At 71.0% G+C, this 26049-nt stretch carries 20 protein-coding genes and 1 pseudogene; all 21 read right to left on the reverse strand.

Features of this window, described 5'->3' with window-relative positions; all coding sequences use genetic code 11:
* Positions 1-172: 172 nt before the first annotated feature.
* The gene (dnaE, locus tag CITRI_RS0104150; protein WP_010143370.1) at positions 173-3766 is read right to left on the reverse strand and encodes a DNA polymerase III subunit alpha; all 3594 of its coding nucleotides are present in this window, start codon (positions 3764-3766) and stop codon (positions 173-175) included.
* A gap of 63 nt (positions 3767-3829) precedes the next feature.
* Positions 3830-4778 (reverse strand): annotated as a pseudogene (locus CITRI_RS0104155) (RluA family pseudouridine synthase).
* 16 nt (positions 4779-4794) lie between these two features.
* Entirely contained in the window at positions 4795-5373 is a 579-nt protein-coding gene (gene lspA, locus CITRI_RS0104160; protein ID WP_010143373.1) for a signal peptidase II, read from the reverse strand.
* Between the two features lie 152 nt (positions 5374-5525).
* A complete protein-coding gene (locus CITRI_RS0104165) occupies positions 5526-6326 on the reverse strand; it encodes a DivIVA domain-containing protein (protein WP_040385571.1) in 801 nt (266 codons plus the stop codon).
* Between the two features lie 168 nt (positions 6327-6494).
* On the reverse strand, positions 6495-6797 hold the full coding sequence (locus tag CITRI_RS0104170; RefSeq protein ID WP_010143375.1) for a YggT family protein: 303 nt from the start codon (positions 6795-6797) through the stop codon (positions 6495-6497).
* 54 nt (positions 6798-6851) lie between these two features.
* Positions 6852-7433, reverse strand: coding sequence for a cell division protein SepF (locus tag CITRI_RS0104175; RefSeq protein ID WP_010143376.1), 582 nt, complete (start codon positions 7431-7433; stop codon positions 6852-6854).
* A gap of 80 nt (positions 7434-7513) precedes the next feature.
* Positions 7514-8338 carry a YggS family pyridoxal phosphate-dependent enzyme gene (locus tag CITRI_RS0104180; RefSeq protein WP_237708979.1) on the reverse strand — a complete coding sequence of 275 codons (825 nt, stop codon included), beginning with the start codon at positions 8336-8338 and terminating at the stop codon, positions 7514-7516.
* Complete coding sequence (locus CITRI_RS0104185; RefSeq protein WP_010143378.1) at positions 8335-9114, reverse strand: polyphenol oxidase family protein; 780 nt, start codon at positions 9112-9114, stop codon at positions 8335-8337. The genes CITRI_RS0104180 and CITRI_RS0104185 overlap by 4 nt, the downstream gene beginning before the upstream one ends.
* Positions 9111-10310, reverse strand: a complete 1200-nt coding sequence (gene ftsZ / locus CITRI_RS0104190) for a cell division protein FtsZ (protein ID WP_010143379.1) — start codon at positions 10308-10310, stop codon at positions 9111-9113. The genes CITRI_RS0104185 and ftsZ overlap by 4 nt, the downstream gene beginning before the upstream one ends.
* Before the next feature lie 227 nt (positions 10311-10537).
* A complete protein-coding gene (locus tag CITRI_RS16260) occupies positions 10538-11344 on the reverse strand; it encodes a cell division protein FtsQ/DivIB (protein ID WP_010143380.1) in 807 nt (268 codons plus the stop codon).
* Entirely contained in the window at positions 11331-12854 is a 1524-nt protein-coding gene (gene murC / locus CITRI_RS0104200) for a UDP-N-acetylmuramate--L-alanine ligase (RefSeq protein ID WP_010143381.1), read from the reverse strand. The genes CITRI_RS16260 and murC overlap by 14 nt, the downstream gene beginning before the upstream one ends.
* Positions 12851-13972 carry an undecaprenyldiphospho-muramoylpentapeptide beta-N-acetylglucosaminyltransferase gene (gene murG / locus CITRI_RS0104205; protein ID WP_010143382.1) on the reverse strand — a complete coding sequence of 374 codons (1122 nt, stop codon included), beginning with the start codon at positions 13970-13972 and terminating at the stop codon, positions 12851-12853. The genes murC and murG overlap by 4 nt, the downstream gene beginning before the upstream one ends.
* Entirely contained in the window at positions 13972-15366 is a 1395-nt protein-coding gene (gene ftsW / locus CITRI_RS0104210; RefSeq protein ID WP_237708980.1) for a putative lipid II flippase FtsW, read from the reverse strand. The genes murG and ftsW overlap by 1 nt, the downstream gene beginning before the upstream one ends.
* Positions 15367-15377: 11 nt before the next feature.
* Complete coding sequence (murD, locus tag CITRI_RS0104215; RefSeq protein ID WP_010143385.1) at positions 15378-16910, reverse strand: UDP-N-acetylmuramoyl-L-alanine--D-glutamate ligase; 1533 nt, start codon at positions 16908-16910, stop codon at positions 15378-15380.
* Complete coding sequence (gene mraY / locus CITRI_RS0104220; RefSeq protein WP_010143387.1) at positions 16907-18010, reverse strand: phospho-N-acetylmuramoyl-pentapeptide-transferase; 1104 nt, start codon at positions 18008-18010, stop codon at positions 16907-16909. The genes murD and mraY overlap by 4 nt, the downstream gene beginning before the upstream one ends.
* The gene (murF, locus tag CITRI_RS0104225) at positions 18007-19521 is read right to left on the reverse strand and encodes a UDP-N-acetylmuramoyl-tripeptide--D-alanyl-D-alanine ligase (protein ID WP_010143388.1); all 1515 of its coding nucleotides are present in this window, start codon (positions 19519-19521) and stop codon (positions 18007-18009) included. Before murF ends, mraY begins: the two co-directional genes overlap by 4 nt.
* A complete protein-coding gene (locus CITRI_RS0104230) occupies positions 19518-21251 on the reverse strand; it encodes a Mur ligase family protein (RefSeq protein ID WP_010143389.1) in 1734 nt (577 codons plus the stop codon). The genes murF and CITRI_RS0104230 overlap by 4 nt, the downstream gene beginning before the upstream one ends.
* A gap of 7 nt (positions 21252-21258) precedes the next feature.
* Positions 21259-23052, reverse strand: a complete 1794-nt coding sequence (locus CITRI_RS0104235; RefSeq protein WP_010143390.1) for a penicillin-binding protein 2 — start codon at positions 23050-23052, stop codon at positions 21259-21261.
* A 102-nt stretch (positions 23053-23154) separates the two neighbouring features.
* Complete coding sequence (locus tag CITRI_RS16265) at positions 23155-23985, reverse strand: hypothetical protein (protein ID WP_010143391.1); 831 nt, start codon at positions 23983-23985, stop codon at positions 23155-23157.
* Positions 23982-24932, reverse strand: a complete 951-nt coding sequence (rsmH, locus tag CITRI_RS0104245) for a 16S rRNA (cytosine(1402)-N(4))-methyltransferase RsmH (RefSeq protein WP_010143392.1) — start codon at positions 24930-24932, stop codon at positions 23982-23984. The genes CITRI_RS16265 and rsmH overlap by 4 nt, the downstream gene beginning before the upstream one ends.
* 344 nt (positions 24933-25276) lie before the next feature.
* Positions 25277-25708 carry a division/cell wall cluster transcriptional repressor MraZ gene (gene mraZ / locus CITRI_RS0104250; RefSeq protein WP_010143394.1) on the reverse strand — a complete coding sequence of 144 codons (432 nt, stop codon included), beginning with the start codon at positions 25706-25708 and terminating at the stop codon, positions 25277-25279.
* Between the last annotated feature and the right edge of the window lie 341 nt (positions 25709-26049).

Genomic DNA, 26049 nt, shown 5'->3' on the forward strand with positions numbered 1-26049 from the left:
CCCCTTCTGCAGTCGGCGGGCCCGCCGTGGGCCGTTCGGGTGAACGCCCTCATCATAACCCCACATATGGCGTCACCACAATCAGCACATCACCACATGTAGTGTTCCGGGCGGCGGGTCGGGTGGAGACCGGACCGGGGCCGGCAGGCCGGCCCCTCCAGCCGGTCCGGGCTCACTCCAGACAGGCGGGGCCGAGCAGCACCTTGAGGTCACCGAACAGGGCAGGGTTGGGACTGACCCGGAAGTCCGGTCCGAGCTGCATGATCTCCATGGTCCGGTTCCCCGCCAGCCTGAGCCGCACCTCCGTGGTCCCGGGGTGGGTCCTCAGCACGTCCCCCAGCGCGGAGACCACGGTCTCGTTGGCCTTGAAGGCCGGCATGGTGATGGACACCGGTCCCGAATGACCACCGGACAGGTCCGGGATGGTCAGTTCCTGGGCGCTGAGGGTGATCGACCCGTCATCGCGCCGCTGGACCCGGCCCTTGATCGCGACCACCAGGTCCTCGGCCAGCATGGTGGCGATCGGGGCGTAGGCCTGGCCGAAGAACATGACCTCCATCGAGGCACCCAGGTCCTCCACCTCGCATCGGGCGTAGGCGTTGCCGGAGCTCTTGGCGATCCGCCGCTGCAGCGAGGTGATGAGCCCGGCGATGGTGACCTGCGCGCCGTCCGATGGGCCGTCGTCGGAGATGATGTGCGAGATGGACGTGTCCGCGTGCTGGGCCAGGACACCGTCCAGCCCCTGCAGGGGATGGTCCGAGACGTAGAGGCCGAGCATCTCCCGCTCGAAGGTGAGCTTGTCCTTCTTGTCCCACTCGGGCATGTCGGGGACCTCCAGCCCCAGCCCGGCGTCGGCCGCCTCTCCACCCTCGGCCTCGAGGATGGAGAAGAAGTCGAACTGGTTGTTCGCCTCCTGGCGCTTCTGGGCCACGGTGGCGTCTACGGCCTCCTCGTGGATGGCCAGCAGCGCCCGGCGCGAGTGCCCGAGGGAGTCGAAGGCGCCGGCCTTGATCATCGACTCGATGGTGCGCTTGTTGCAGACCACCGCGGGCACCTTCTTGAAGAAGTCCGGGAACGAGCCGAAGTCCCCCTTCTCCTCGCGGGCGCCCACCATGGCGGTGACCACGTTCGAGCCCACGTTGCGCACGGCGCCCATGCCGAAGCGGATGTCCTTGCCGACCGGGGTGAAGTAGAGGGAGGACTCGTTGACGTCCGGGGGCAAAACCGTGATGCCCATGCGGCGGCACTCGTTGAGGTACATGGCCATCTTGTCCTTGTCGTCGCCGACGGAGGTCAGTAGCGCGGCCATGTACTCGGCCGGGTAGTGCGCCTTGAGGTAGGCCGTCCAGTAGGACACCAGTCCGTACGCCGCGGAGTGCGCCTTGTTGAAGGCGTAGTCCGAGAACGGCAGCAGGATGTCCCACAGCGCCTTGATGGCCGCCTCGGAGTACCCGTGGTCGACCATGCCCTGGTGGAAGCCGACGTACTGCTTGTCCAGCTCGGACTTCTTCTTCTTGCCCATGGCGCGGCGGAGGATGTCCGCCTGTCCGAGGCTGAAGCCGGCGACCTTCTGCGCGATGGCCATGACCTGCTCCTGATACACGATCAGGCCATAGGTGGTGTCGAGGATCTCCTTGAGGGGCTCCTCGAGCTCGGGATGGATCGGGGTGATCTCCTGCTGGCCGTTCTTGCGCAACGCGTAGTTCGTGTGCGAGTTGGCGCCCATGGGCCCCGGCCGGTACAGGGCGATGGTCGCCGAGATGTCCTCGAAGTTGTCCGGCTTCATCATCTTCAGCAGCGAGCGCATCGGCCCGCCGTCGAGCTGGAACACGCCCAGGGTGTCCCCCCGGGCGAGCAGCTCGTAGGACGCCCGGTCGTCGAACGCGAGGGACTCCAGGTCCAGGTCGAATCCCTGATTGGCCGTGATGTTCTCGAGGGCGTCGGAGATGATCGTCAGGTTCCGCAGGCCCAGGAAGTCCATCTTGATCAGTCCGAGCCCCTCGGCGGTGGGGTAGTCGAACTGCGTGATGACCTGGCCGTCCTGCATGCGGCGCATGATCGGGATGACGTCGATGATCGGCTCCGAAGACATGATCACGCCCGCGGCGTGCACACCCCACTGGCGCTTCAGCCCCTCGACGCCCTTGGCGGTCTCGAACACCTTCGCGGCGTCCGGGTCCGTGGCGACCAGCTCCCGGAACTCCCCCGCCTCCGAGTACCTCTTGGCGTCCTTGTCCTCGATGTCCTTGAGCGGGATGTCCTTGGCCATCACCGCCGGCGGCAGCGCCTTCGTCAGCGTCTCGCCCATGGAGAACGGGAAGCCCATCACGCGCGCGGAGTCCTTGAGCGCCTGCTTGGTCTTGATGGTGCCGTAGGTGACGATCATGGCCACGCGCTCGTCACCGTACTTCTCCGTGACGTAGTCGATCACCTCGGAGCGGCGGCGATCATCGAAGTCGACGTCGAAGTCCGGCATGGACACGCGGTCCGGGTTGAGGAAGCGCTCGAAGATCAGGCCGTGCTCGAGCGGGTCGAGCTCGGTGATCTTCAGGGCGTAGGCGACCATGGAGCCGGCCCCGGACCCACGGCCGGGCCCGACGCGGATGCCGTGGTCCTTGGCCCAGTTGATGAAGTCGGCGACCACGAGGAAGTACCCCGGGAAGCCCATGGAGATGATGACGTCGAGCTCGTAGTCCGCCTGCTTGCGCACGTGGTCCGGTACCCCGTTGGGGTAGCGGTACTTCAGCCCCGTGGCGACCTCCTTGGTCAGCCAGCTGGTCTCGTCCTCCCCCGGAGGGCAGGGGAACTTGGGCATGTAGTTGGCGGAGGTGTCGAAGGAGACCTCGCACTGCTCGGCGATGAGCAGGGTGTTGTCACAGGCCTCGGGGAACTCCGAGAACAGGTCCCGCATCTGCCGCGGGGACTTCAGGTAGAACTCCGTGCCGGTGAAGGCGAACCGGGAGCCGCCCTGGTCGTAGGTGGGTTCCAGCAGCGTGGACCCCGACTGGATGGCCAGCAGCGCCTCGTGCGGCTTGGCGTCGTGCTCATGCGTGTAGTGCAGGTCGTTGGTGGCGACCAGGGGCAGGTCCAGGTCCTTGGCCAGCCGGAGCAGGTCCGGGACCACCCGCTTCTCCAGGTCGAGACCGTGCTGCATCAGCTCGCAGTAGAAGTTGCCCTTGCCGAAGATGTCACGGAACTCCGCCGCGGCCTCCACCGCCTCCTTGTACTGGCCCAGCCGCAACCGGGTCTGGACCTCACCGGACGGGCATCCCGTGGTCCCGATCAACCCGGAGGAGTACGTGGAGAGCAGCTCCCGGTCGATCCGGGGCCACTTGGCGTACACGGAGTCCAGGGAGGCGATCGAGCCCGCCCGGAACAGGTTGTGCATGCCGGTGTTGTCCTTGGCCAGCAGGGTCATGTGCGTGATCGCACCACCGCCGGAGACGTCGTCCCCGCGCTGGTGCTGCTCGCCCCAGCGGACCTTCGTCTTGTCCGTGCGGTGCTGCTGGCCCGGCGTCAGGTAGGCCTCGAGGCCGATGATCGGCCTGATGCCCGCGTCCGTCGCCTTCTTCCAGAAGTCGAAGGCACCGAACAGGTACCCGTGGTCGGTGATGGCGATCGAGTCCATGCCGAGGCGCTCGGTCTCGACGAAGAGCTCGCTGAGCTTGGCTGCCCCGTCGAGCATCGAGTACTCGGTGTGGGTGTGCAGGTGCGCGAATCCGCCGTCCCGCGAGGCCTGTCCCGTTGCCGATGTGGTCGCCGTCATTGTCCGCACTTCCCTACTGCCCTGCTGCGCTGCCGTACAACTGATTCGTGGTGCCGTACCACCCTAGTGGCCCCGGAGGACATCCAGGGCGTAGGCCAGGTCATGCGGGTACGGGCTCTCGTACTCGACCCATTCCCCCGTCACCGGGTGGGAGAAGCCCAGCCGGCGGGCGTGCAGCCACTGCCGGGTCAGCCCGAGCTCGGCGGCGAGCTTCGGGTCCGCCCCGTAGGTCAGGTCCCCGGCACAGGGATGGCGCAGCGCGGCGAAGTGGACGCGGATCTGGTGGGTCCGGCCCGTCTCGAGCTGCACCTCGACCAGGGTCGCCCGGCCGAAGGCCTCCAGGGTCCGGTAGTGCGTCACCGAGTCCCGTCCTCCGTCGAGGACCGCGAACTTCCAGTCGTGACCGGGGTGACGGCCGATCGGCGCGTCGATGGTGCCGTTCAGGGGGTCCGGCAGTCCCTGCACCACGGCGTGGTAGGTCTTCTTCGGAGTCCGGTCACGGAACGCGTCCTTCAGGGCGGTGTAGGCCCGCTCGGACTTGGCCACCACCATGACACCGGAGGTGCCCACGTCCAGCCGGTGCACGATGCCCTGCCGCTCCGGTGCCCCCGACGTCGAGATCCGGTACCCGGCACCCGCCAGGCCGCCGACGACGGTCGGCCCGACCCAGCCCGGCGACGGGTGGGCGGCCACGCCCACGGGCTTGTCCACGACGACATAGTCCGGGTCGTCAGCCAGGATGGTCAGGTCCTCCACGATCTCCACCTTCACCTCGAGCGGGTCGGTCTCCTCGGGCACGTCCACCACGAGTTCGGTTCCCGCGACGGCCTTCGCCGACTTCTGCACGGTCTGCGCGCCGGACGCCGCGCCGGTGCGGCGCTGCGTCACCCGTCCGTCGGCACACCAGGCGCCGGCCTTGGTGCGGGACACCCCCGAGCGCGCCGGCCAGGACCGCGTCCACCCGCCGGCCGACGTCGGCCGGGCCGGGGACGACGACGGCCGGGCCGGGCAGGGGCCCGGGTGCGGTGTCAGTCACGGTCCTCCCCCGGGGCCGCGGGGCGAGGGGCCTGGGCGGGCTCCCGCGTCCCGTCGAGCCGGCGGCCGGTGAACATCAGCAGCACGATGCCGATCATCGAGCAGACGATCAGCGAGTCGGCGATGTTGAAGATGGCGAAGTTGGGCAGGGCGATGAAGTCCACCACGTGGCCGACCCCGAAGGCCGGGGGCCGCAGCAGGCGGTCGGTGAGGTTGCCGAGCACTCCGCCGAGCAGGCCGCCCAGGGCCAGGGCCCAGGCGGTCGAGCGGACCCGGAACAGCAGCACCACCACGAAAACCGCTACCGCGGCCTGGATGATCGTGAAGACCCAGGTGTGGTCCTCACCGATCGAGAAGGCCGCCCCGGGGTTCCGGATGAAGTGCCAGCGCAGCAGCGGGGGCAGGACGTCGATGACCTGCCCCTCGGCCATGGTCGTCTCCACCCAGCGCTTGGTCAGCTGGTCCAGGACGTAGCCCACGGCCAGGACCAGCACGGCGATCCAGCCGCGGCGACGCCTCGGGGTTCGTTCCGCGTCCGGATGCGCCGGGACGGTCGGTTCGGTGTCGGTCACGCGGTGGGGTCTCTCGGATCGGCGGGAACGGGGGAACAACGGGGGGCGCGACGGACAGAGACACGGGGCCGGCCACGGTCCTCCCGTGGCCGGCCCCGGATCCGGTCTGGATCTGCCGGCGTGACCGGTGGGCCGTCAGGACGGCCCACCGGTCAGCTGGTGGCGGTGACCTCGTCCTGGATCGGGCCCTGGCTCTGCAGGTCGCGCAGCTGACCCTCGATGTAGGCCTTCAGCCGCGCACGGTAGTCGCGCTCGAAGCCCTTGAGCTGCTCGACCTTGCGCTCGAGCACGGACTTCTTCTCCTCCAGCTCGGCCAGCGTCTTCCGGGACTTCTCCTGGGCGTCGTTGACCAGGCCGTCGGCCTCGGACTGGGCGTCGGCGATGATCTGCTCGCGCTTGGCCTCACCCTCGGCGACGAAGTCATCGTGCAGCTTCTGGGCCATGGCGAGCACGCCGGCGGCCGAGGTGGCGACGGCCTCGCGGCCGGTGACCGCGGCGGGCGCGGCCGGCACGGCGGTGGCCGGCGTGTCCGCGGTCGCCGCCGGAGTGACGGCGGGCGCCGCCTCGATGACCTCGTCCGAGTCCTTGGCCGCGGGCACGGAGGCGGCCGGCTTCTGGCTGGCGCCGCTGTCCTCGGTGGAGGCAGCCTCGGCGACAGGCGTGGACGAACCGCCTGCGGAGGTCTTCTGGACGGAGGTGTCCTGGACGGAGGTGCCCGTGGCGACGGTCCCCTCGTCCTCGGCGGAGACCGGGGCGGGAACGGTGGACCCGGAGGCACCACCGGACTGGAGCTCGGCGACCTTGCGACGCAGTTCGTCGTTCTCCTGGTTCAGACGGCGCAGCTCGACGACGATCTCGTCCAGGAAGTCATCGACCTCGTCCTGGTCGTATCCCTCGCGGAACTTGGTCGGCTGGAACCGCTTGTTCACAACGTCTTCCGGCGTCAGTGCCATGTGGTCACCCCAATACTTGTCAGGTCTGCCCGCGGAGGGGCAATGGTCGTCCCGTGGCGCCACGCCACGGCTTCTCCGCGCACGAGGGCCACACTGCAGTTCAGGCTACCACCGGTGTCCCGGCCCCGACTTCGGCGCCCGCCGGCCACGGCGCAGGTCCGGCGGGGGTCAGGCGAACGATCCCACGGCCAGGGCCCCGACCACGGACTTGAGCAGCACGACGACCACGAACAGCACGAGGAAGGCGATGTCCAGCCCGATCCCGCCCAGGTTCAGCGGGGGGATCTTGGACCGCAGCCACCGCAGCGTCGGATCCGTCACGGTGTAGACGGCCGAGGCGATCACGAGGATGAAGCCCTGCGGGCGCCAGGCCCGGGCGAAGGACTGGACCACGTCGAAGACGATCCGGACCAGCAGCAGGAACTGGAAGATCGCCAGGACGAGGTAGAGGAAGGAGAAGATGAGGGTCACGGCAGCCTATTCCACACCATGTCGGGTCCGGGAGGGGTCACTCCCCGACGGGTGTCAGCTCTGGTTGAAGAAGTGGGCCTGGTCCTCGGTGCCGGACGAATCCTCCCCGAGGACCTGGACGTGGGCCGGCGTCAGCAGGAACACCTTGTTGGTGACGCGCTCGATGGAGCCGTGCAGCCCGAACACGAGGCCGGCGGAGAAGTCCACCAGCCGCTTGGCGTCGGCCTCGCCCATGTCCGTCACGTTCATGATGACCGGGATGCCGCCACGGAACGACTCCCCGATGACCTTGGCGTCGTTGTAGGAGCGGGGGTGCACGGTGGTGATCTGACGCACGGCAGGGGCATCCTCGCGGGAGTGGGCGGCACGCTTGATCGGGGTCACCGGCGCGCGGTACTCCCGCTCCGCCACCGGGGCCGCGGCCACCCTGCTCGGCTGGGGGCGCTCCGGGCGGCTGTCCTCCTCCCAGTCCTCGGCGGCGTCGGCACGATCGTCATGATCCGAGCGGTCGGAGACCTCGCTCCGGTCGGCACGCTCGTGCCGACGGGACTCCGTGGCCCGCTGCTCTTCCTCGTACTGCTCGTCGCCATCGGCGAGCCCGAGGTAGATCATGGTCTTCTTCAGTGCACCAGCCATCGAAAATCCTCACCGTGTGGAAGCCGCCCGGCCTGCTGCCGGCCCTGCGGAGATCTGCCGTCCTGCGGACACTATCGAGGTTAACCCACGGGCGCACGGGGCCCGAGGACATCGGTTCCCACCCGAAGGTGTGTCGCTCCCGCGGAGACGGCCTGCTCCAGGTCCTGGCTCATTCCCGCGGAGATCCACGTGGCATCGGGGTGCGTGCCGGTCAGTGCGGCGGAGAGTTCCGCGAGCCGGGCAAAGGCCGGGGTGGGGTCCAGGCCCAGGGGGGCCACCGCCATCACCCCGCGCAGCCTCAGGCCGTCGGCCGCCGCGATCCGGTCGGCCAGGGCCCCCACCGCGGCCGGGTCGACACCGCCACGGGCGCCGATGCCGGCCGGACGGTCCTGTTCGGGCCGCGGGTCCAGGTCGACCTGGACCAGGCAGTCCAGCGGATCCCGTTCCTGTAGTCCGGAGTCCGCGCGCCTGGCCTGTTCACGCCCCATCGCCGCCGAGAGGGCGTCCACGAGTGACTCCCTGTCGACCGAGTGCACCGCGGAGGCATAGCGCACCACGTACTTGGCCTTGTTGGACTGCAGCTGGCCGATGAAGTGCCACCGCACCGGGGCCTGCACCCCGGTCAGCCGCTCCGTCTCGGCCGCCTTGGCGCGGGCCTCCTGGTCCCGGTTCTCGCCAACGTCCCGCACGCCGAGTGCGGCCAGCCGGGCCACGTCCTCGGCCGGATGGAACTTGGTCACGACGATCAGCGTGGGGGCGTCGGAGCGTCCCGCGGAGCGCGTGGCCTCCTCGACCCGCTGGCGCACGGCGGCGAGACGGTCCGCAAGCTCCCGTCCGCGGGCGTCATCGGCCGGGCCGGGACCCGGCCCCAGCTCCGCCCCGCTCATGTGCTCCGCGCCGCTCATGCCACACCCTCCCCGGTGCGCCAGACGACCCCGGCGAACCGGCCCTCACCGGGTGCGCGGCGGTGGGAGAACAGCCGCCCGTCCTCGAAGGTGCACCGGTCATCGCGGTGCACCGTCACGCCGAGCCGCTCCAGGACGGCAACCGCACCCGCCGGCAGGTCCAGCGCGGGCGTTCCCCAGGAGGTGGTCGAGTCCGTGGCCGGGATCCTCGAGGCGCCGTCACGGCGCATGTCCTCGGGGACCTCATAGCACCGGCCGCAGATGCCCGGCCCCACCCAGGCCTCTATCTCACCGGGCGCACCCCCGGCGCCGGAACCCCGCAACCGGTCCACGGTGGCCTCCAGCACGCCGTCGAGCAGTCCGCGGCGTCCGGCGTGGGCGACCGCGGTCGGCCCCGTCAGGTCCACGCCGCCCGGGGGGCGGGAGGCGAAGACGACGGGCAGGCAGTCTGCCACCATGACGGCCAGCGGGTCCCGCCCCGTCGGACTGACCAGGGCGTCGGCCTCCTCGGCGGGGCCGCTGCGTGCACCCCATCCGTTCCCGGTTGCCTCGACGACGCGCGCGGAGTGCACCTGGGTGAGGTACTCGGTGCGCCCCGGCGCCACGCCCATCTCCCGCTCCAGCCGGGTCCTGGCCTCGGACACGGGACGGCCGGGGTCCTGCGCCGTCGTCCCACCGGAGACATGGAACGCGAGGTTGCCGGTGTCGACCCCGGTGAAGCCGATGTGCAGACCGGGAGACGGCGAGACGCGGAACACGAACGGCCCCCCGGTCACTTCAGGAAGTCGGGAACGTCCAGGTCGTCACGGCTGCCGCCGGACAGGTCGGGCTCCACGACGGTGGGCAGGTCTTGCTGGGCTGCCGGTTCGGCGCGGTAGCCGGACGGCTCCGCGGCAGGCTGGGCCGGCACGGGGACCGCCACCGGGGCGGCCGGGAGTGACTGGCTGGGCACCGGTTGCGGGGCGGCCTGCTGGCCCTGCGGACGGGTCCCGGTGCCGTAGGCCCCCGCCGGCGCGGAGGTGGCGTCGACCCGGTCGAAGCCCGCGGCGATGACGGTGATGCGCGCCTCGTCGCCGAGGGCGTCGTCGATGACGGCACCGAAGATGATGTTGGCCTCCGGGTGCGCCACCTCCTGGACGAGGCGGGCCGCCTCGTTGATCTCGAACAGGCCGAGGTCGGAACCGCCCTGGATGGACAGCAGCACACCGTGGGCGCCGTCGATGGAGGCCTCCAGCAGCGGCGACGCGATGGCCAGCTCGGCGGCCTTGACGGCCCGGTCCTCGCCCTGGGCGGAACCGATGCCCATGAGTGCCGATCCTGCCCCCTGCATGACGGACTTGACGTCGGCGAAGTCGAGGTTGATCAGGCCCGGGGTGGTGATCAGGTCGGTGATGCCCTGGACGCCGGAGAGCAGCACCTGGTCGGCGGACTTGAAGGCGTCCAGGACCGAGACGTTGCGGTCGGAGATGGACAGCAGCCGGTCGTTCGGGATCACGATCAGGGTGTCGACCTCGTCGCGCAGGGCATCGATGCCGGACTCGGCGCTGGTGGCCCGGCGTCGGCCCTCGAAGGTGAACGGGCGGGTCACGACGCCGATGGTCAGGGCGCCCAGCGAGCGGGCGATGCGGGCGACGACCGGGGCGCCACCGGTACCGGTGCCGCCGCCCTCGCCGGCGGTGACGAAGACCATGTCGGCCCCGCGCAGGACCTCCTCGATCTCCTCGGCGTGGTCCTCGGCGGCCTGGCGGCCCACCTCCGGGTTCGCCCCGGCACCCAGTCCGCGGGTCAGCTCCCGCCCGACGTCCAGCTTGACGTCGGCGTCACTCATCAGCAGCGCCTGGGCATCGGTGTTGATGGCGATGAACTCCACGCCGCGGAGTCCCACGTCGATCATGCGGTTCACGGCATTGACGCCGGCGCCGCCGATGCCGACGACCTTGATGACGGCCAGGTAGTTCTGGGGTGCTGCCACGGTGTTTGTCCCTTGTTCGGTGTCTGTCTGTCTGCTGTCCGGCCTGCGCCCCGGACGCCCATCGGACGCCGCAACGCCCTCCGGGTGGCTTAACGTTCAGGTTGAAGGTTATTGTTATGTCAACCTGTGTTCTAGGTGAAACGTTATGGTGCCGACGCGGATCGCGCAAAGACCCGCTCCCGCGTGTCGCCCTCGCGCGCCCCGAGGAGCCCTCCGGCACGGTCCGCTCATCGCGTCACCGGGTATTCCGGGATCGAGACGTCGAACTCCTCGACCGGGTCCGCCTCGTCCTGCGGGACCTTCAGCAGGGCCCCCAGGACCTGCGCCTTCCGGTCCCCCTGCTCGGCATTGCCCCAGAGCACGGTGCGCCCGTCCTCGAGCGTCAGGGTCACGGAGTCCACCGTCTGCGCCGAGGCGGAGTCCATCCGGTTGCGGATGGGATCCGGCAACGAGCCCAGGACGGTCGTGATCGCGTCGAAGACCTCGGGATCGGACAGGTCGGCGGCATCGGAGACACTGGGCAACCGATACCGTTCGGCCTCCTCCGCTCCCAGGGTGGCGACGGCCTGGCCCTGGGCCGAGTACAGCACCCGTTGATCCCCCTGGGGCACCTGGGCGACCGGCTGGTGCTCCACGACCTCCACGACAAGGGACGCGGGCGGTTCCGCCCGGACCCTGACCTCCTCGACGGCGGGCTCTCCCGCCAGCCGCTCGGCGACGGTCCGCTGGCCCACCTGCGGCAGGGGCACTCCGTGCAGGGGCTGCACCAGCGCCTCGGCCCGTTCGCGCGGCAGCAGGTCGGCGCCCGTGACCGTGATGGTGCGGATGGCCAGCAGGGGGGAGAAGTACAGGACTGCCCCGAGCACGACCAGCAGCACCAGGCCCGCCGCGCCGACCGCGCGCCACAGCCGGACCCGCCGGCGCCGGGCCTGCTCGGGCGTCTCCGGGAAGGCCAGGACGTTGTCGTCGTCCGCGGTCATCACGTCGGTCGCCGTGGAGGCCTCCGGGCCGGCGTCCGTCCTATCGCCCGCCATCGAGGGTTTCCTCGTCGCGATCCGCCAGCGCCGCCAGGATCGCCCCGCCCTGGGCCGTGACGTCCCCGGCACCCATGGTCAGGATGACGTCGCCTGGACGGGCCGCGGCGACCAGGCCGGCCACGCCGGCACCGGTGTCCTCCGGGACCTCACCGGAACCGGGCAGGAGGGTGGACAGATGCCGGGTGATCAGGGTCGAGTCGACCCCGGCGATCGGTTCCTCCCGGGCCGGGTAGACAGGCAGGACCCGCACGCCGTCGGCGGCCGAGAGCGCCTGCGCGAAGCCGTCCGCGAAGTCCCGGGTGCGCGAGAACAGGTGGGGCTGGAAGAGCACGTGGACCCGGTGCCCGCCGGCCACCGAGCGCCCGGCGGCGATGGCCGCCGCCACCTCGGTGGGGTGGTGCGCGTAGTCGTCGAAGACGCGGACGCCGGCACGCTCGCCGCGGAACTCGAACCGACGCGCGGTGCCGCGGAAGGCCTCCAGCCCGCGGGCCGCGTCCTCGGCCTCCAGGCCGGCGTGGTGGGCGGCGAGCAGGACCGCAGCGGCGTTCAGCGCGTTGTGACGACCCGGAACGGCCAGTTCCACCTGCGTGGAGCGCCCGCCGGCCCAGCGGAAGGTGACGCGCTGCCCGGTGCCCCCGGCCGTGCCGGCCAGCTCGCTGTCCGCCAGGACGAGGTCGTCGCCCCGTCCGGGCTCCGAACCGTAGGTGACGACCCGGGGCGCCGGCCGGCCGGCCGCCGCCTCGGCGCGGATCCACTGGGCCAGGGCCAGGGCCCCGGGGTCGTCGGCACAGGCCACCAGCACACCGTCCGGGGGCAGCAGCAGCGCGAAGTCGCGGAAGACCTGCACCACGGCGTCGGCGGAGCCGTAGAAGTCGAGGTGGTCGGCCTCCACGTTCGTCACGATCGCGATCTGCGGCCGGTAGTTCAGCAGCGTGCCGTCGGACTCGTCGGCCTCGGCGATGAACCACTCCCCCGCGCCGGCCCGTGCGTTGGTCCCCAGGCCGGCGACGGCGGCGCCGACGGCGAAGGTCGGATCGGCGCCGGCGCGGGTGAACGTCATCGCCGCCATCGAGGACGTGGTGGTCTTGCCGTGCGTGCCGGCGACCGCGAGCACCCGGTGGCCGGCCATCGCAGCGGCCAGCCCCTGGGAGCGATGCAGGACGGGCACGCCCCGGGCGATCGCGGCGTCGTACTCGGGATTGCCCGGGCCGGCGATCGACGAGGCCACGACCGTGTCCACGCCGGCGCCACCCGCCCGCTGGGCCACCCGGTCGAGGTTCCGCGCGTCGTAGCCGACGAACACCGCGGCGCCGGCGGCCTCGAGCTCGTGCATCACCGGCAGGTCCTTGGCGTCGGTCCCGGAGATCGGCACCCCCTGTTGTTGCATGATCCGGGCGATCCCGGACACGCCGACACCGCCCAGGCCCAGGAAGTGCACCCGGCCCAGGGCGGCCAGCGACGGCGCCATGGGCCGCACCGGGGTGGTCTCGTCGGTCGGTCGGTTCATCGGGATCCTCCTGCGGCGTTCAGGACCAGGCGCGCCATGGCCTGGTCGGCATCCCGGATCCCCAGCGAGGCGGAGGCGGCGGACATCCGCTCCAGCCGCCCGGCGTCCAGGGCCAGGGGAATGAGTTCTCGGCGGACCCAGTCCGCGGTGAAGGACTCGTCCTTCACCAGGACGGCTCCCTCCGCCGTCACCAGCCCACGGGCGTTGAGGGCCTGCTCACCGTTGCCGATCGGCAGCGGGACGAACACGGCGGGCAACCCCACGGCCGCCAGCTCGCAGACGGTGCCGGCACCCGAGCGGGCGACGATGAGGTCGGCCGCGGCGTAGGCCTGCTCCATGCCCTCCAGGTACTCGACCTGGTGGTACCCGGGCGAGGCGACCGGGTCGCCGTCGGGCCCCAGGACCTGTTTGCCCCGGCCGGTCAGGTGCAGGACCTGCAGTCCCGCGCCGGCGAGGTCCGGGAGGGCCGCCGCGATCGTCCGGTTGACGTTGAGGGCGCCCGAGGACCCGCCGGTGACCACCACCGTGGTGGCGGAGGGGTCCAGCCCCAGGGCCCGCCGGGCCGGCTCACGGGCCGTGTCCCGGTCGAGGGTGGAGATCTCCCGGCGCATCGGCATACCCACGTGCAGGGCGCGCGGCAGCACCGTCTCGGGGAAGGCGGTGGCCACGGCCGCGGCCCGGCGGGCACCGACGCGGTTGGCCAGCCCGGCGCGGACGTTGGCCTCGTGGATGACCACGGGCACCCGGCGCCGGGCGGCGGCCAGGTACACGGGGGTGGAGACATAACCGCCCACCCCGACCACGACGTCGGCCCGGCGCCGGTCGAGGATGTCACCCGCCTGCGCCACGGCCCGCCGGAAGCGGGAGGGCAGCCGGACCAGGTCCATGGTGGGGCGGCGGGGCATCGGGACCCGGTCGATGGTGTCCAGCGCGTACCCGGCGGCCGGGACGAGACGGGTCTCCATGCCGGAGGCGGTGCCCACCATGGTGCAGTGCACCGCGGCCGGGTGGGCGCCCTCGGTCGCGGTCTCCTCGAGGGCCCGGGCGATGGCCAGCATGGGGCTGATGTGGCCGGCCGTACCGCCGCCGGCCAGGACCACGTTCAGGGTGTCGGGCATCAGTGCGCCTCCTTCGTGTCGGGGCGGGTGTCCACGGCGGGGCCGGTGCCGGCTACGACGGCCCGGCCCTCCCGGTGCTGTTCGCGGGCGAAGGCCAGGACCACGCCGACGGCCGCCAGGACGAACGTCAGGGAGGATCCGCCGTAGGAGATGAACGGCAGGGGCACGCCGATGACGGGCAGCAGGCCGGTGACCATGGAGATGTTGATGAAGGCCTGGCCCACGATCCAGGCCAGGATGCCGCCGGTGCAGATCCGGATGAACACGGAGTCGGTGCGCCGCGCGACCCGGAACATGCCGACGGCCAGTCCGGCGAAGAGCGTGAGCACCAGCAGGGCGCCGACGAGTCCGAGCTCCTCGCCGAGGATGGTGAAGATGAAGTCGTTCTCCGCCTCGGGGATGTAGCTCCACTTCTGCCGGGACTGGCCCAGCCCGAGTCCCCACCAGCCACCGGAGGCCAGGGCGTACAGGCCGTGCTGGGGCTGGTAGCACGGGTCGGTGGCGAAGTCGCAGTTGCCCAGCCAGGCCTGGATGCGCACCGTGCGGTTGGACGAGACGAGCGCCATGATGATCGCGCCCACCGCGGCCACGGCTCCGGCCACCGCGAAGTAGAGCAGCCTCGTGCCGGCCAGGAACAGCACGGCTGCCACGACCAGCATGATGACCATGGCGGTACCCAGGTCCCGGCCGATCATGACCAGGCCGAGGAGGACGGCGCCCACCGGGAAGAGCACCGGCACGACGGAGTGCTTGAGCTGGCCGATGAGCCGGCCCTTGCGTTCGAGCACGGCGGCCGCCCAGAGGGCCAGGGCCAGTTTCGCCGCCTCCGAGGGCTGTCCCGTGGCCGGGCCGACCTTGATCCAGTTGCGGTTGCCGTTGACCTCGTGGCCCAGGGGCGTCAGGACGAGCATCAGCAGCACGATGGCGATGACCAGCGCCGGCCAGGCCAGCCGGCGCAGTCTGTCCGTGCTCAGCCGGGAGAGGAAGACCATCACTCCCAGCCCGACGGCGGCGAAGACGGCCTGGCGGATGAACAGGTCATAGGATCCGGTCGTCTCGCCGATGTTCTCCACGGAGGAGGAGGACAGCACCATGATCAGTCCGATCACGGTCAGCGCGAGCGTGCAGCCGAGGATGAGGAAGTAGGACGACGCCGAGCCCTCGCCCTCCAGGAAGGACCACATCCGCCGCCACCAGTACGCCGGGCCGCGGCCGCCACGACGCGTGCTCCCGGGCCCGGAGGCCGGTCCGGCGCCGCGGGCCGCGCGGCCACCGGCCGTCCGGGCGGAGGGGGTACCGGAGGCGGACGGGGCCGCACCGGTCCCCGGACGGGGACGCCGGCCCCTGGCGGGACCCCGGGTACGGCGCAGGGGCCGTTGGGGGGTGGTCACCATGGGTGGGCTCCTTAGCTGCTCAGCCCCTTGTGTTCCATGAGGCGGGCGACGGCGTCGATGAAGGCGTTTCCTCGGTCTGCGTAGGACGTGAACTGGTCCATGGACGCCGCCGCGGGCGCCATGAGCACGACGTCCCCGGGCCGGGCCACGGCATCGGCCTCCCGGACCGCTGCGTCCATGGCCCGGTGGCCGTCCGAGGGATCCCCTCCAGTGTCGCGTACCGCCGTCGACAGGACCGGGACGTCGGGTGCGTGTCTCTGTATGGCACCTGCCAGTTCGCTGGGATCCGCCCCGATGAGCACCACGGCGCGCAGGCGGTGGGCGTGGCGGGAGACCAGTTCGTCGTAGGTCACGCCCTTGGGCAGTCCGCCGGCGATCCACACCACGTCGGTGAAGGCCGCAAGAGAGGCGTCCGCGGCGTGGGGGTTGGTCGCCTTGGAGTCGTTGATCCACAGCACGTCGTCCGCCTTGGCCACGAGCTGGATGCGGTGCTCCCCCGGTCGGTAGGCACGCAACCCGTCCCGGACGGCCTCCGGCGGCACGCCGATGGCCCGCACCAGGGCGGCGGCCGCCAGGGCGTTGGCCACCTGGTGCCGGGGCGCGATGGGCCCGAGGTCCTCGACATGGCCGAGTTCCAGGGCCTGATGGGCCCGTTCGTCCAGGAAGGCCCGGTCCACGAGGATGCCGTCGACCACACCGACCATGGACAGTCCCGGCGTGTCCGTGGTGAAGGACACCGCTCGGCACCCCTCCTGGACGTCGGCCTGCTCGACCATCCGCATGGTCTCGGGCTGGTCCTCGTTGAAGATGCACGCCTCGCGGGTGTGCTCGTAGATCCTGGCCTTGTCCGCGCAGTACGCCGCGAAGGACCCGTGCCAGTCCACGTGGTCCTCGGCCACGTTGAGCACGGCCGAGGCGGCCGGCTCGATGTGGTGGGTCCAGTGCAACTGGAAGCTGGAGAGCTCCACGGCGATCACGTCCCAGCCCTCCGGGTCCCGGATCGCGTCCAGGATGGGGGTGCCCACGTTCCCGCAGGCCACCGCCCGAAGGCCGGCGGCGAGCAGCATGGACTCGACCATGCCCACCGTGGTGGTCTTGCCGTTGGTGCCGGTGACCACGAGCCAGTCGGCCGTCTTGCGTCCCGCACGTTCACGGACCCGCCAGGCCAGTTCGACGTCTCCCCAGACCGGGATGCCGGCATCCGCGGCCGCGGCCAGCAGCGGCTGGTCCGGGCGCCACCCCGGGGAGGTGACCACGAGCTCGGCGGGAGACCCGCCGACGTCGGGAAGGGACCGTGCGTGGTCCTCGCCCAGCAGGACCTCGCGGACCCCGACGATCCTCAGGGTGTCCGCCCGGGCACGGTTCTCCGGGCTGTCCCGCCCGTCCACGACCACGACGTCGGCCCCGAGCTCGGCCAGGGTGTCGGCCGCGGAGAACCCGGACAGGCCGAGGCCGGCCACGACCACCCGCAGTCCGGACCAGTCCGCGTCCCACGTGGTCAGGTCGTCGAGCCGGGGATGGCCGGCGGTGCTCCCGGCCGTCACCGGACCAGCACCCACTCGCCGTAGAAGAGGGACACGCCGAGGACCACGCAGAGCAGGCCGATCAGCCAGAACCGCACGACCACCGTGACCTCCGCCCAGCCCTTGAGCTCGAAGTGGTGCTGCAGCGGCGCCATGAGGAACACGCGCTTGCCACCGGAGAGCTTGAAGTAGCCGACCTGGATGATCACGGACAGGGTGATGAGGACCATCAGCCCGGCCAGGATGATGACGAGCAGTTCGGTGCGGGACAGGATGGCGAACCCGGCCAGGGCCCCGCCGAGGGCCAGCGAACCCGTGTCCCCCATGAAGATCTTCGCGGGCGAGGTGTTCCACCACAGGAAACCCATGAGCGAACCGGTGAGGATCGCCGCGAGCATGGCGAGGTCCAGCGGATCACGGACCTCGTAGCAGCCCGGTGTCGCCCCGGACGTGGAGCACGCCTGGTTGGACTGGAAGATGGTGATCAGCATGTAGGCGGCGGTGATCATGGCGGTGGCGCCGGTGGCCAGGCCGTCCAGCCCGTCGGTCAGGTTCACCGCGTTGGTGGTGGCCGTGGTGATCAGGTTGGACCAGACCACGAACAGGATCAGGCCCATGACCGGGCCGGCGAAGGCCAGGTCGATCGGCAGGTCACGCACGAAGGAGATGGACGTCGAGGCGGGGGTCAGCCCGCGCCCGTCCGGGAAGTTCAGGGCGAGGACCGCGAAGGCGGTGCCCACCACTCCCTGCAGGACGATCTTCGCCCAGGGCGTCAGTCCGAGGGAGCGCTGGTTGGAGATCTTGCTGAAGTCGTCCAGGAACCCAACCAGTCCCATGCCGGCCATGAGGAACAGCAGGATCATCGCCGAGGCGGTGGGTCCGGCGTTCTCCAGTCCGAGGCCGCCCAGGATCCAGTGCGTCAGGAAGTAGGCCACCACGGTGACCACCACGAACACGGCCCCGCCCATGGTCGGGGTGCCGCGCTTGGTCTTGTGGGTCGTCGGTCCGTCATCGCGGATGAACTGTCCGTATCCCTTCCTGACCAGGAAGCGGATGAACAGGGGGGTCCCCACGAGCGTCAGGACCAGCCCGAGCAGACCACCGATCAACAGGCCTATCACTGGCGCTGCTCCTTCCGGCTTCCGGCCCCCGGATCCGGGCTGGCCGGGGCCAATGCTAGTCGATCCCCGAGGTCCCCCAGGCCGGCGCCGTTGGAGGACTTGAACAGCACCACGTCCCCGGGCGCCAGCCGACGCCGGAGCAGTTCCTCGGCCTCGTCCACGTCCTCGGCGAAGTCGACCTCGTCCCCCCAGGACCCCTCGTTGACGGCGGAGGTGTAGAGCGGTCGGGCACCGCGGCCGACCACCACGAGCTGGTCGATGTTCAACCGGACCACGGCCGTGCCGATCGCGGTGTGCTCGGCGATCCGGGCGTCACCCAGTTCGAGCATCTCCCCCAGCACGGCCCACGTCCGGCGCCCCGTGGAACGGCCGATCATCGCCAGCGTCTTCAGGGCGGCCCGCATGGACTCCGGGTTGGCGTTGTACGCGTCATTGATGATCGTCACCCCGTCCGGCCGGTCGGTGCGCTCCATCCGCCGTCGGCTCGTGGCTCCCGCCCCGTCGAGGGCGGCGGCGATCCTGTCGGCCGGCAGCCCCGCGGCATGGGCGGCCGCCGCTGCGGCGGCGATGTTCGTGGCGTGGTGCCTCCCGATCAGTCCGGAGACCACGTGATGGGCCTCGGCCGCGGTGCCCGCACCCAGTCGCAGGTCGAACTCGGGGTGCTGTCCCTCGGTGGTGGTCAGATTCGCGGCCAGGGCGGAGAAGTCGGCGGTGCCGTCGGCCACGTCCGCGTCGACCAGCGGGAAGCTGCCGTCCTCGGTGGAGAACCAGGCCAGTCGGGCGGAGGTCCGGTCCACCATCGCGGCGACCCGGGCGTCGTCACGGTTCAGGACGGCCACGCCGTCCGCCGGCAGCGCCTCCACCAGTTCGCCCTTGGTCCGGGCGATGTTCTCCACGCCGCCGAACTTGCCGGCGTGGGCGCTGCCCACTATGAGCACCACACCGATGTCCGGGCGGACCATGTCCGCGAGGTACTCGATGTTGCCGATCCCGTCGGCACCCATCTCGACCACCAGGTAGCGGGTGTCCAGGTCGGCCCGGAACACGGTCAGCGGGACGCCCACCTCCCCGTTGTAGGACCCCTGCGGGGCCACGGTGGGACCGTCGGTGGCCAGGATGCCCGCCAGCAGGTCCTTCGTGGTGGTCTTGCCCGCTGACCCGGTGATGCCGATGACGGTGGTCGGAGAGTGCTCGCGGATCCGGGTGACGATGAAGGCCGCCAGCCGTCCCATGGCCAGGACCACGTCGTCGACGATGACGGCCGGGTCGGCCTGTCCCCCGGAGTCGGCGGTCTCGCGCTCGGCGAGCACGAGGGTGGCGCCGGCGGACCGGGCCGCCGGGATGAAGTCGTGCCCGTCGGCCTGCTCGCCCGGCTTGGCGATGAACAGGGTCCCCGGAGTGACCTCGCGGGAGTCGGTGGTGGCTGCGCTGACCAGCAGGTCAGGGGACGCCGAGGCGGTGAGGACGCCCCCGGTGGCCCCGGCGATGGCGGAGGCGGTGAGTTCGATCATGACCCGTCAACTTTACGTGCAGCCTCGGGGGAAACCGGGGAGGGACCGTGGCCGTGCCGGGCCAGGGCGTCCCGTAGCTCGACGCGATCGTCGAGCGGGATGTCCACTCCGTCCATGTCCTGCACGGTCTCATGGCCGCGGCCGGCGAGCAGGACGGTGTCGGCCGGTGTGGCCAAGGACACGGCCAGCTCGATCGCGTCCTGGCGTGGCGCCGTCTCGTACACCTGGACGGTGCGGCCGGCCGCGGCCGCCGTCCGCACGCCCTCGTGGACGCCCAGCAGGACCTCGGTCCTGATCTCGTCCGGGGGCTCGGTGTGCGGGTCGTCGTCCGTGACGATCACGACGTCGGCCCATTCCGCGGCGATCCGGCCCATGCCCGGGCGCTTGGCCCGGTCCCGGTCACCGGTCGCCCCGAAGACCAGGATCGTCCGCCCGGCGTCGTTGCCGGTGGCGCGCCGTGCCTCGCGGACCGATTCGAGGGCGCGGACCAGCCCGTCGGGGTTGTGCGCGAAGTCGACGATCGCGTCCGGGGCGCGGCCGACGACCTCCATGCGCCCGGGCACGGCCGTGGCGAACGGACCCTGCCCCACGGGCGCGTCGAGCACTGCGGCGATCCGGTCCCAGTCCGCCGGTGGCCGGGACTCCAACACCATCACGGCGGCCAGGGCCGCGTTGGCCACGTTGAACCGCCCGGGCAGGCCGGTGGAGCCGGTGACGTCCCGCCCGGAGCTGGCGTGCCGCAGCGTGAACCGGTGGCCCATGCCCTCCGCGACGAGGTCCGTGAGGGTCCAGTCGCCGCTGAGCCGGCGGCCCCCGTGGTCGGCCGCGGGGCCCAGGGCCAGGGTCACGACCGGACAGCCGGCGTGGGCGGCCATCCTGGTCCCCCACGTCTGTCCGTCGGCGTCGGGCGCGTCCGGCCCGCCGTCCAGGGTGATCACGGCACGGTCCGTGCGTCCGGCGTCGAACAGTCCGGCCTTGGCCCGGAAGTAGTCGTCCATGGAACCGTGCAGGTCCAGGTGGTCCTGGGTGAGGTTGGTGAACCCGGCCACCGCGTAGTGCAGTCCCGAGATGCGCCGGTAGCTGACCGAGTGCGAGGACACCTCCATCGCCGCCGAGGAGACCCCCTCCTGGCGCATCAGGGCCATCAGGGCGTGCAACTGGGTGGACTCCGGGGTGGTCAGGGTGCTGGGAACCACGCGGTGACCGGCCCGGATCTCGATCGTCCCGATCATGCCGGTGGTCTCCCCGAGGGCGCCCAGCAGGGCCGTCAGGAAGTAGTTCGTCGTGGTCTTGCCGTTCGTCCCGGTGATCCCGTACAACCGGGGCCCGGCCCCGATGTTGCGGTACACGGCCGCGGCGGCCGGCCCGACGGCGTCGCGCACGTCCTCCACGATGAGCACGGGGATGCCGGCGGCGGAGGCTGCGGCGCAGAACCGGGCGCCCGCCAGGTCCGTCAGGATGCCCCGGGCCCCGGCGGCGATGACCGTCCCGGCGAACTCCGCGCCGTGCCGGGAGGCCCCGGGGACACCGGCGTAGAGGTCGCCCGGTCGGACCATCCTCGAGTCCATGGTGACACCGGTGGGACCGGGACGGTCTGCGGTGCTGCCGACGACGTGGGCGGGCTGACCCGCGCGGTCCAGTCCGGCGAGCAGCTCGTCCCAGCGCATCGGCTCGATCTCGGCGGGACGGAAGGCCGCGTCCTGCGCGGCGGGAGAAAGTGGTGTGGTCATCCGGGGTCTACCAGGGTCGTTTCTGGGGCTCGTCGGTGAAGACATCGTAGTGTTGCGGTGCCGCGTCCGAGGGCGGGACGCTGTACTGGTTCAGCAGGTAGGACAGGACCTCGGCGGCCGTGTCCTCGACCTCCCAGTTCCGCCAGTTCCCCTGCGGGCGGTGGACGGAGACGGCCACCACGAACCGGGGGTCGTCCAGCGGAGCCACCCCGGTGAAGGAGGTCGTGTAGCCGTTGTAGCCGCCGACACCGGCGGCCTCGCCCGTACCGGTCTTGCCGCCCACGCGGTACCCGGGGATCTTGGCCGGCCCGGCGGTCCCCACCTGGACGACGCCCTCCATCATCCGCAGCATCTCCTCCGCGGTCTCCTCAGAGTAGATCCGGGTGCCCTCGGGATCCGGCTGCACGTGTTCCGAGCCGTCGGGGTCGATGTAGGCGTCGATCAGCTGGGGGCGACGCTGGACCCCGCCGTTGGCGATGGTCTGGAAGATTTGCGCCATGTGCAGCGTGGTCTGGGTGTATCCCTGGCCGAACATCGTGGTGAGCCGCTGACGGCCGTCCCACTGCTCGGGCGGCACCAGGATGCCCTTGTTGCTGCCGGGCAGGCCGATGTCCACGTGCTCGCCGATCCCGAGCTTCTTCATGTACTCGTAGCGGGTCTGGTCGTCGACGCTCTGGGCCACCTGGACCGTGCCGGTGTTGTAGGACCGGGTGAAGATGCCGGCCGTGGTCATCTCGTAGGTGTCGTGGGGCATCGAGTCGTTGATGATCTGCCCGTCGAACTCCTGCTTGTTGGGCACCTCGTAGGCGTCGGTGGGCTCCACGCCGCCGACCTCGAGCGCGGTGGCGAAGGTGGGGACCTTGCCGGTGGAGCCGGGCTCGTAGGACTGGGTGAGGGCCGTGGGCCGCCAGAAGAGGCCGTCCGTGGCCGTCGGGTCGGAGGGGTCCACCGTGGTCGAGTCGGCCATGGCCAGAAGCTCACCCGTCCTGGCGTCCATCACCACGATGTTGCCCCACAGGGCGTCGTAGGACTCCGTCTTCGCGGCGATCGCCTCCTGCGCGAACCACTGGACGTCCTGGTCGATGGTCAACCGGACGTCCTGGCCGTCGACCGCGGGTTCCTCGGAGAACTCGGCGTTCGGGATGCGCACACCGTCGGCGGAGATCTCGTAGGTGCGCTTGCCGGGTTCACCGGAGAGCTGGTTGTCCTGGCTCAGCTCCAGGCCTTCGAGCGGTGTGCCGTCCCCGCCGACGAAGCCCAGGATCGAACCGGCCACCGACCCGTTGGGGTAGGTGCGCTCGGTGACGGGTTCGGCCAGCAGGCCCGGGATGCCGAGTTCCAGGGCCTGGTCCTTGACCTCCGGCGTGACCCCCTTGGACACGATCTTGTACGGCCGGTCGCCGACCATGCGGGCCTCGAGCTCGGCCCGGTCGATGCCCAGGATCCCGGAGAGCCGGCCGAGGGAGTCGGACAGGGACACGTCGATCATCGAGGCGCTCTCGGCGTCCCATCGCCGGAAGTCCTTCACCAGCCGCTGGTCGGCCACCAGGTCGTAGCGGGCCACCGAGGCCGCCATCACCCGTCCCTGGGAGTCCAGGATCGATCCGCGGTCGGGCGCCACCGTCACGGAGCGCAACCGCTCCTTCATGGCGTCCTGCGCGTGGCCGGAGGCGTCCACCCCCTGGATGAAGACCAGCCGCAGGCCCAGCACCGCCAGAAGGACCAGGGCGATGACCATGCCCAGGCGCAGGCGCCTGGCGGTCACGTCCGTGGCGCTTCGGGCGTCTGATGCCTGGGCCATCTGCTGCAGTCCTTCCTGCCGGTCACCACGGCATGGCCGTCGTCCGGTGGTTCGTCAGTTGCTCGGGAGTGGTTCAGGCCGGAGGCTCTCCGGCTGCGCGTCTCAGTCGGCGCTGCCGGCGGCGAACTGCGGGGCGGGGATCGTCCCCCCGTTGAGCTCCCGGGCGGCACCCTCGGACCGGTCCTGTCCGGCCGTGGCCTCCTGGTCGGCCGCGGCGTCCTGGTCGGCCGCGGTGTCCTGACCAGCCGCGGTGTCCTGGTCGGCCGCGGTCTCCTGACCAGCCGCGGTGTCCTGTCCGGACTGCACGGGGGCCGGCACCTCGGGTGCCGTCGTCCCGGCCGCTTCGTTCCCCGGTTCAACGCCGGTCTGGCGGGCCTCGGCCTCCGCGGCAGCCCGCTCGCCCGGTCCGAGGGGCGCGGCGATCAGGCCGGTGGGTCCGTTTTCCCCCTCGGCGGAGGTGGCGGCGCCGATGACCCGGCCGGTGGCGAGGTCCACCGCAGCGATGTCCCCCGGCTTCACCATGCCGAGCCGGTCGGCCTCGGCGGCGAGGTTCTGCGGGGCCTCGAGGTGCTCGACCTGCTGGCGCAGCAGCTCGTTCGACTGCGTCAGGTCCAGCTGCTCGCTCTTGAGCCCGACCATGTCGTACTGCCGGTTCGAGACCGTGATGTTGACCACCAGCACGGCCAGCAGCGCAATGGCCAGGATGCCGACGCACAGGGCGACGAAGCCCTGGCCGGTCTTCCTGACCGGTGCCGGGACGACGGCCAGCGGGGTTCGGGCCCGGTTCTCCTCGCCCGGGGTACCCGCCGGCGCGGCACGGTACTCGGGGCTGATGGTGGGTTGCCAAGGAGCAGCCTGGTCCAGCTGCGGAGCGGTGCTCTCACGGGCGTGGACGGGCTGCTGCATGGCAGTGCGCTGCTGCGTTGCGGTCATGCTGTGCTCCTTGATGGTCTGATCTTCTCAATAGCGCGCACTTTTGCTGAGGAGGCGCGAGGGTTTTCTTCGATTTCTTTTTCCGTGGGTTTGTCCACGCCCCTAGTCAGGACGCGGACCACCGGTTCGTGCTCCTCCAGTTCGACCGGGAATCCGGGAGGAGCCGTGGAGGTGGACTGAGCCGTGATGGCCTTCTTCGTGATCCGGTCCTCGAGCGAGTGATAGCTCATGACCACGAGCCGCCCGCCCACCGACAGCGCACGCATCGCCGCGGGCAGCATCGCCTCGAGCACGTCGAGCTCCTCGTTGACCTCGATCCGGAGGGCCTGGAACGTGCGCTTGGCGGGATGCCCACCGCTGCGGCCGGCAGCGGCGGGGACGGCCGAACGGATGACCTCCACTAGCCGGCCGGTGGTCTCGAAGGGCGCCTCCTGGCGGGCACGGACGATGGCCGAGGCGATCCTGCCGGCGAACTTCTCCTCGCCCCAGGACCGGATGATCCGGCGCAGGCGGTCCTCGTCGTACTCGTTCACGACGTCGGCGGCGGTGATCCCCCCGGTCGTGTCCATGCGCATGTCCAGCGGCGCGTCGTAGGAGTAGGCGAAACCGCGCTCGCGCTCGTCCAGCTGGTACGAGGAGACGCCCAGGTCGAAGAGCATGGCATCGGCCTCGGCGACGCCTGCCGAGGCCAGTGCCTCGGCCACACCGTCATAGGTCCCGTGCCAGGTCCGCAACCGGTCACCGGCCCAGGCCAGGCGCTCGGTCGCCAGGCGCAGCGCCTCGGTGTCCCGGTCGATCCCCACGACGACGGCGTCCGGGTGCCGCCGGAGGATCGCCTCGGCGTGTCCCCCCATGCCCAGGGTGCCGTCCAGTGCGACGGGGCGGCGCCCGGCGTCACGGGCAGCGTCGAGTCCCGGGGAGAGCAGGTCCAGGACGCGGTCGCGCATGACGGGAATGTGCCGGTCCTGTGCCGGTCTCTGCTCTTCACCCAAGCCGTGAGTCCCTTTCCACGCTCGACCTCGTCCGGTTCCGCTGGTCCCCGTCCGGCTCGCGACGGCAGAGGACCCCATTAAGTGACAGGCGGACCCTTGGATCAGATCCCCATCCGCACGTCTTCCGTGCCTGGCCCGGGGGAAGTCGGGTCAGGGCCGGAATCGCTCACCGGTTCCGTGCCCGGCCCGGGGGAAGTCGGGTCAGGTCCGGCCTGGGGCGGCTGGAGGTCTCATGCAAGAATCCGCGCTGTTCGGTTGTGTCCGACCGCCTGCCGCCGGAGAGCGGAGGGGCCGGCCGGTTAGAAGATCCCCGGGAGGACTTCCTCATCGGTCTCCGAGAAGGCGTTCTCCTGGTCCTCCAAGTAGGAGTTCCAGGCCTCGGCATCCCAGATCTCGGCTCGCGTACCGGCTCCGATGACCGCCACGTCCCGGTCCAGTCCCGCATAACTGCGCAGCGGTCCTGGGATGGTGATCCGCCCCTGCTTGTCCGGAACCTCGTCGGAGGCCCCTGACAGGAAGACGCGGATGTAGTCCCTGGCCTGGCGTGAGGACAGCGGAGCCGACCTCATCTGCTCGTGAACCCTCTCGAACTCGCGAGCACTGAAGACGTAGATGCACCGTTCCTGTCCCCTGGTGAGGACAAGACCGTCGGCTAGCTCCTCGCGGAACTTCGCCGGGAGGATCAGTCGGGCCTTCTCGTCCAGCCGAGGCGTGTAGGTCCCCAAGAACATGGAGCACCGCCTTTGCCGTCCGAAAGGGCCGCTTGAGCCTCCCTCAATACCACCATCCTCTGATGCCCTCCACTTTACCCCACTACCCTCCACCGTCAAGCCACCTGCCGCCCCCGAGAACGCGCGAAATGGCCTCTGACATGGGCGGATGCGGCGTGGGGTTCACCCAGAGTCGTCGCGGGGCGACCGTCGGCCATCCCTGCTCCGGGGCCCCAGGGGCCGGGGACCCTGCCGGAATGACCGGGATGGAGGGATGTGGGGCGGCCCGGTGGAGGGATGTGGGGCGGCCCGGTGGAGGGATGTGGGGCGGCCCGGTTAAGAGCGGGAGGGCAACGAGAGGA

Source organism: Citricoccus sp. CH26A (genome assembly GCF_000224415.1).
Taxonomy (GTDB): domain Bacteria; phylum Actinomycetota; class Actinomycetes; order Actinomycetales; family Micrococcaceae; genus Citricoccus.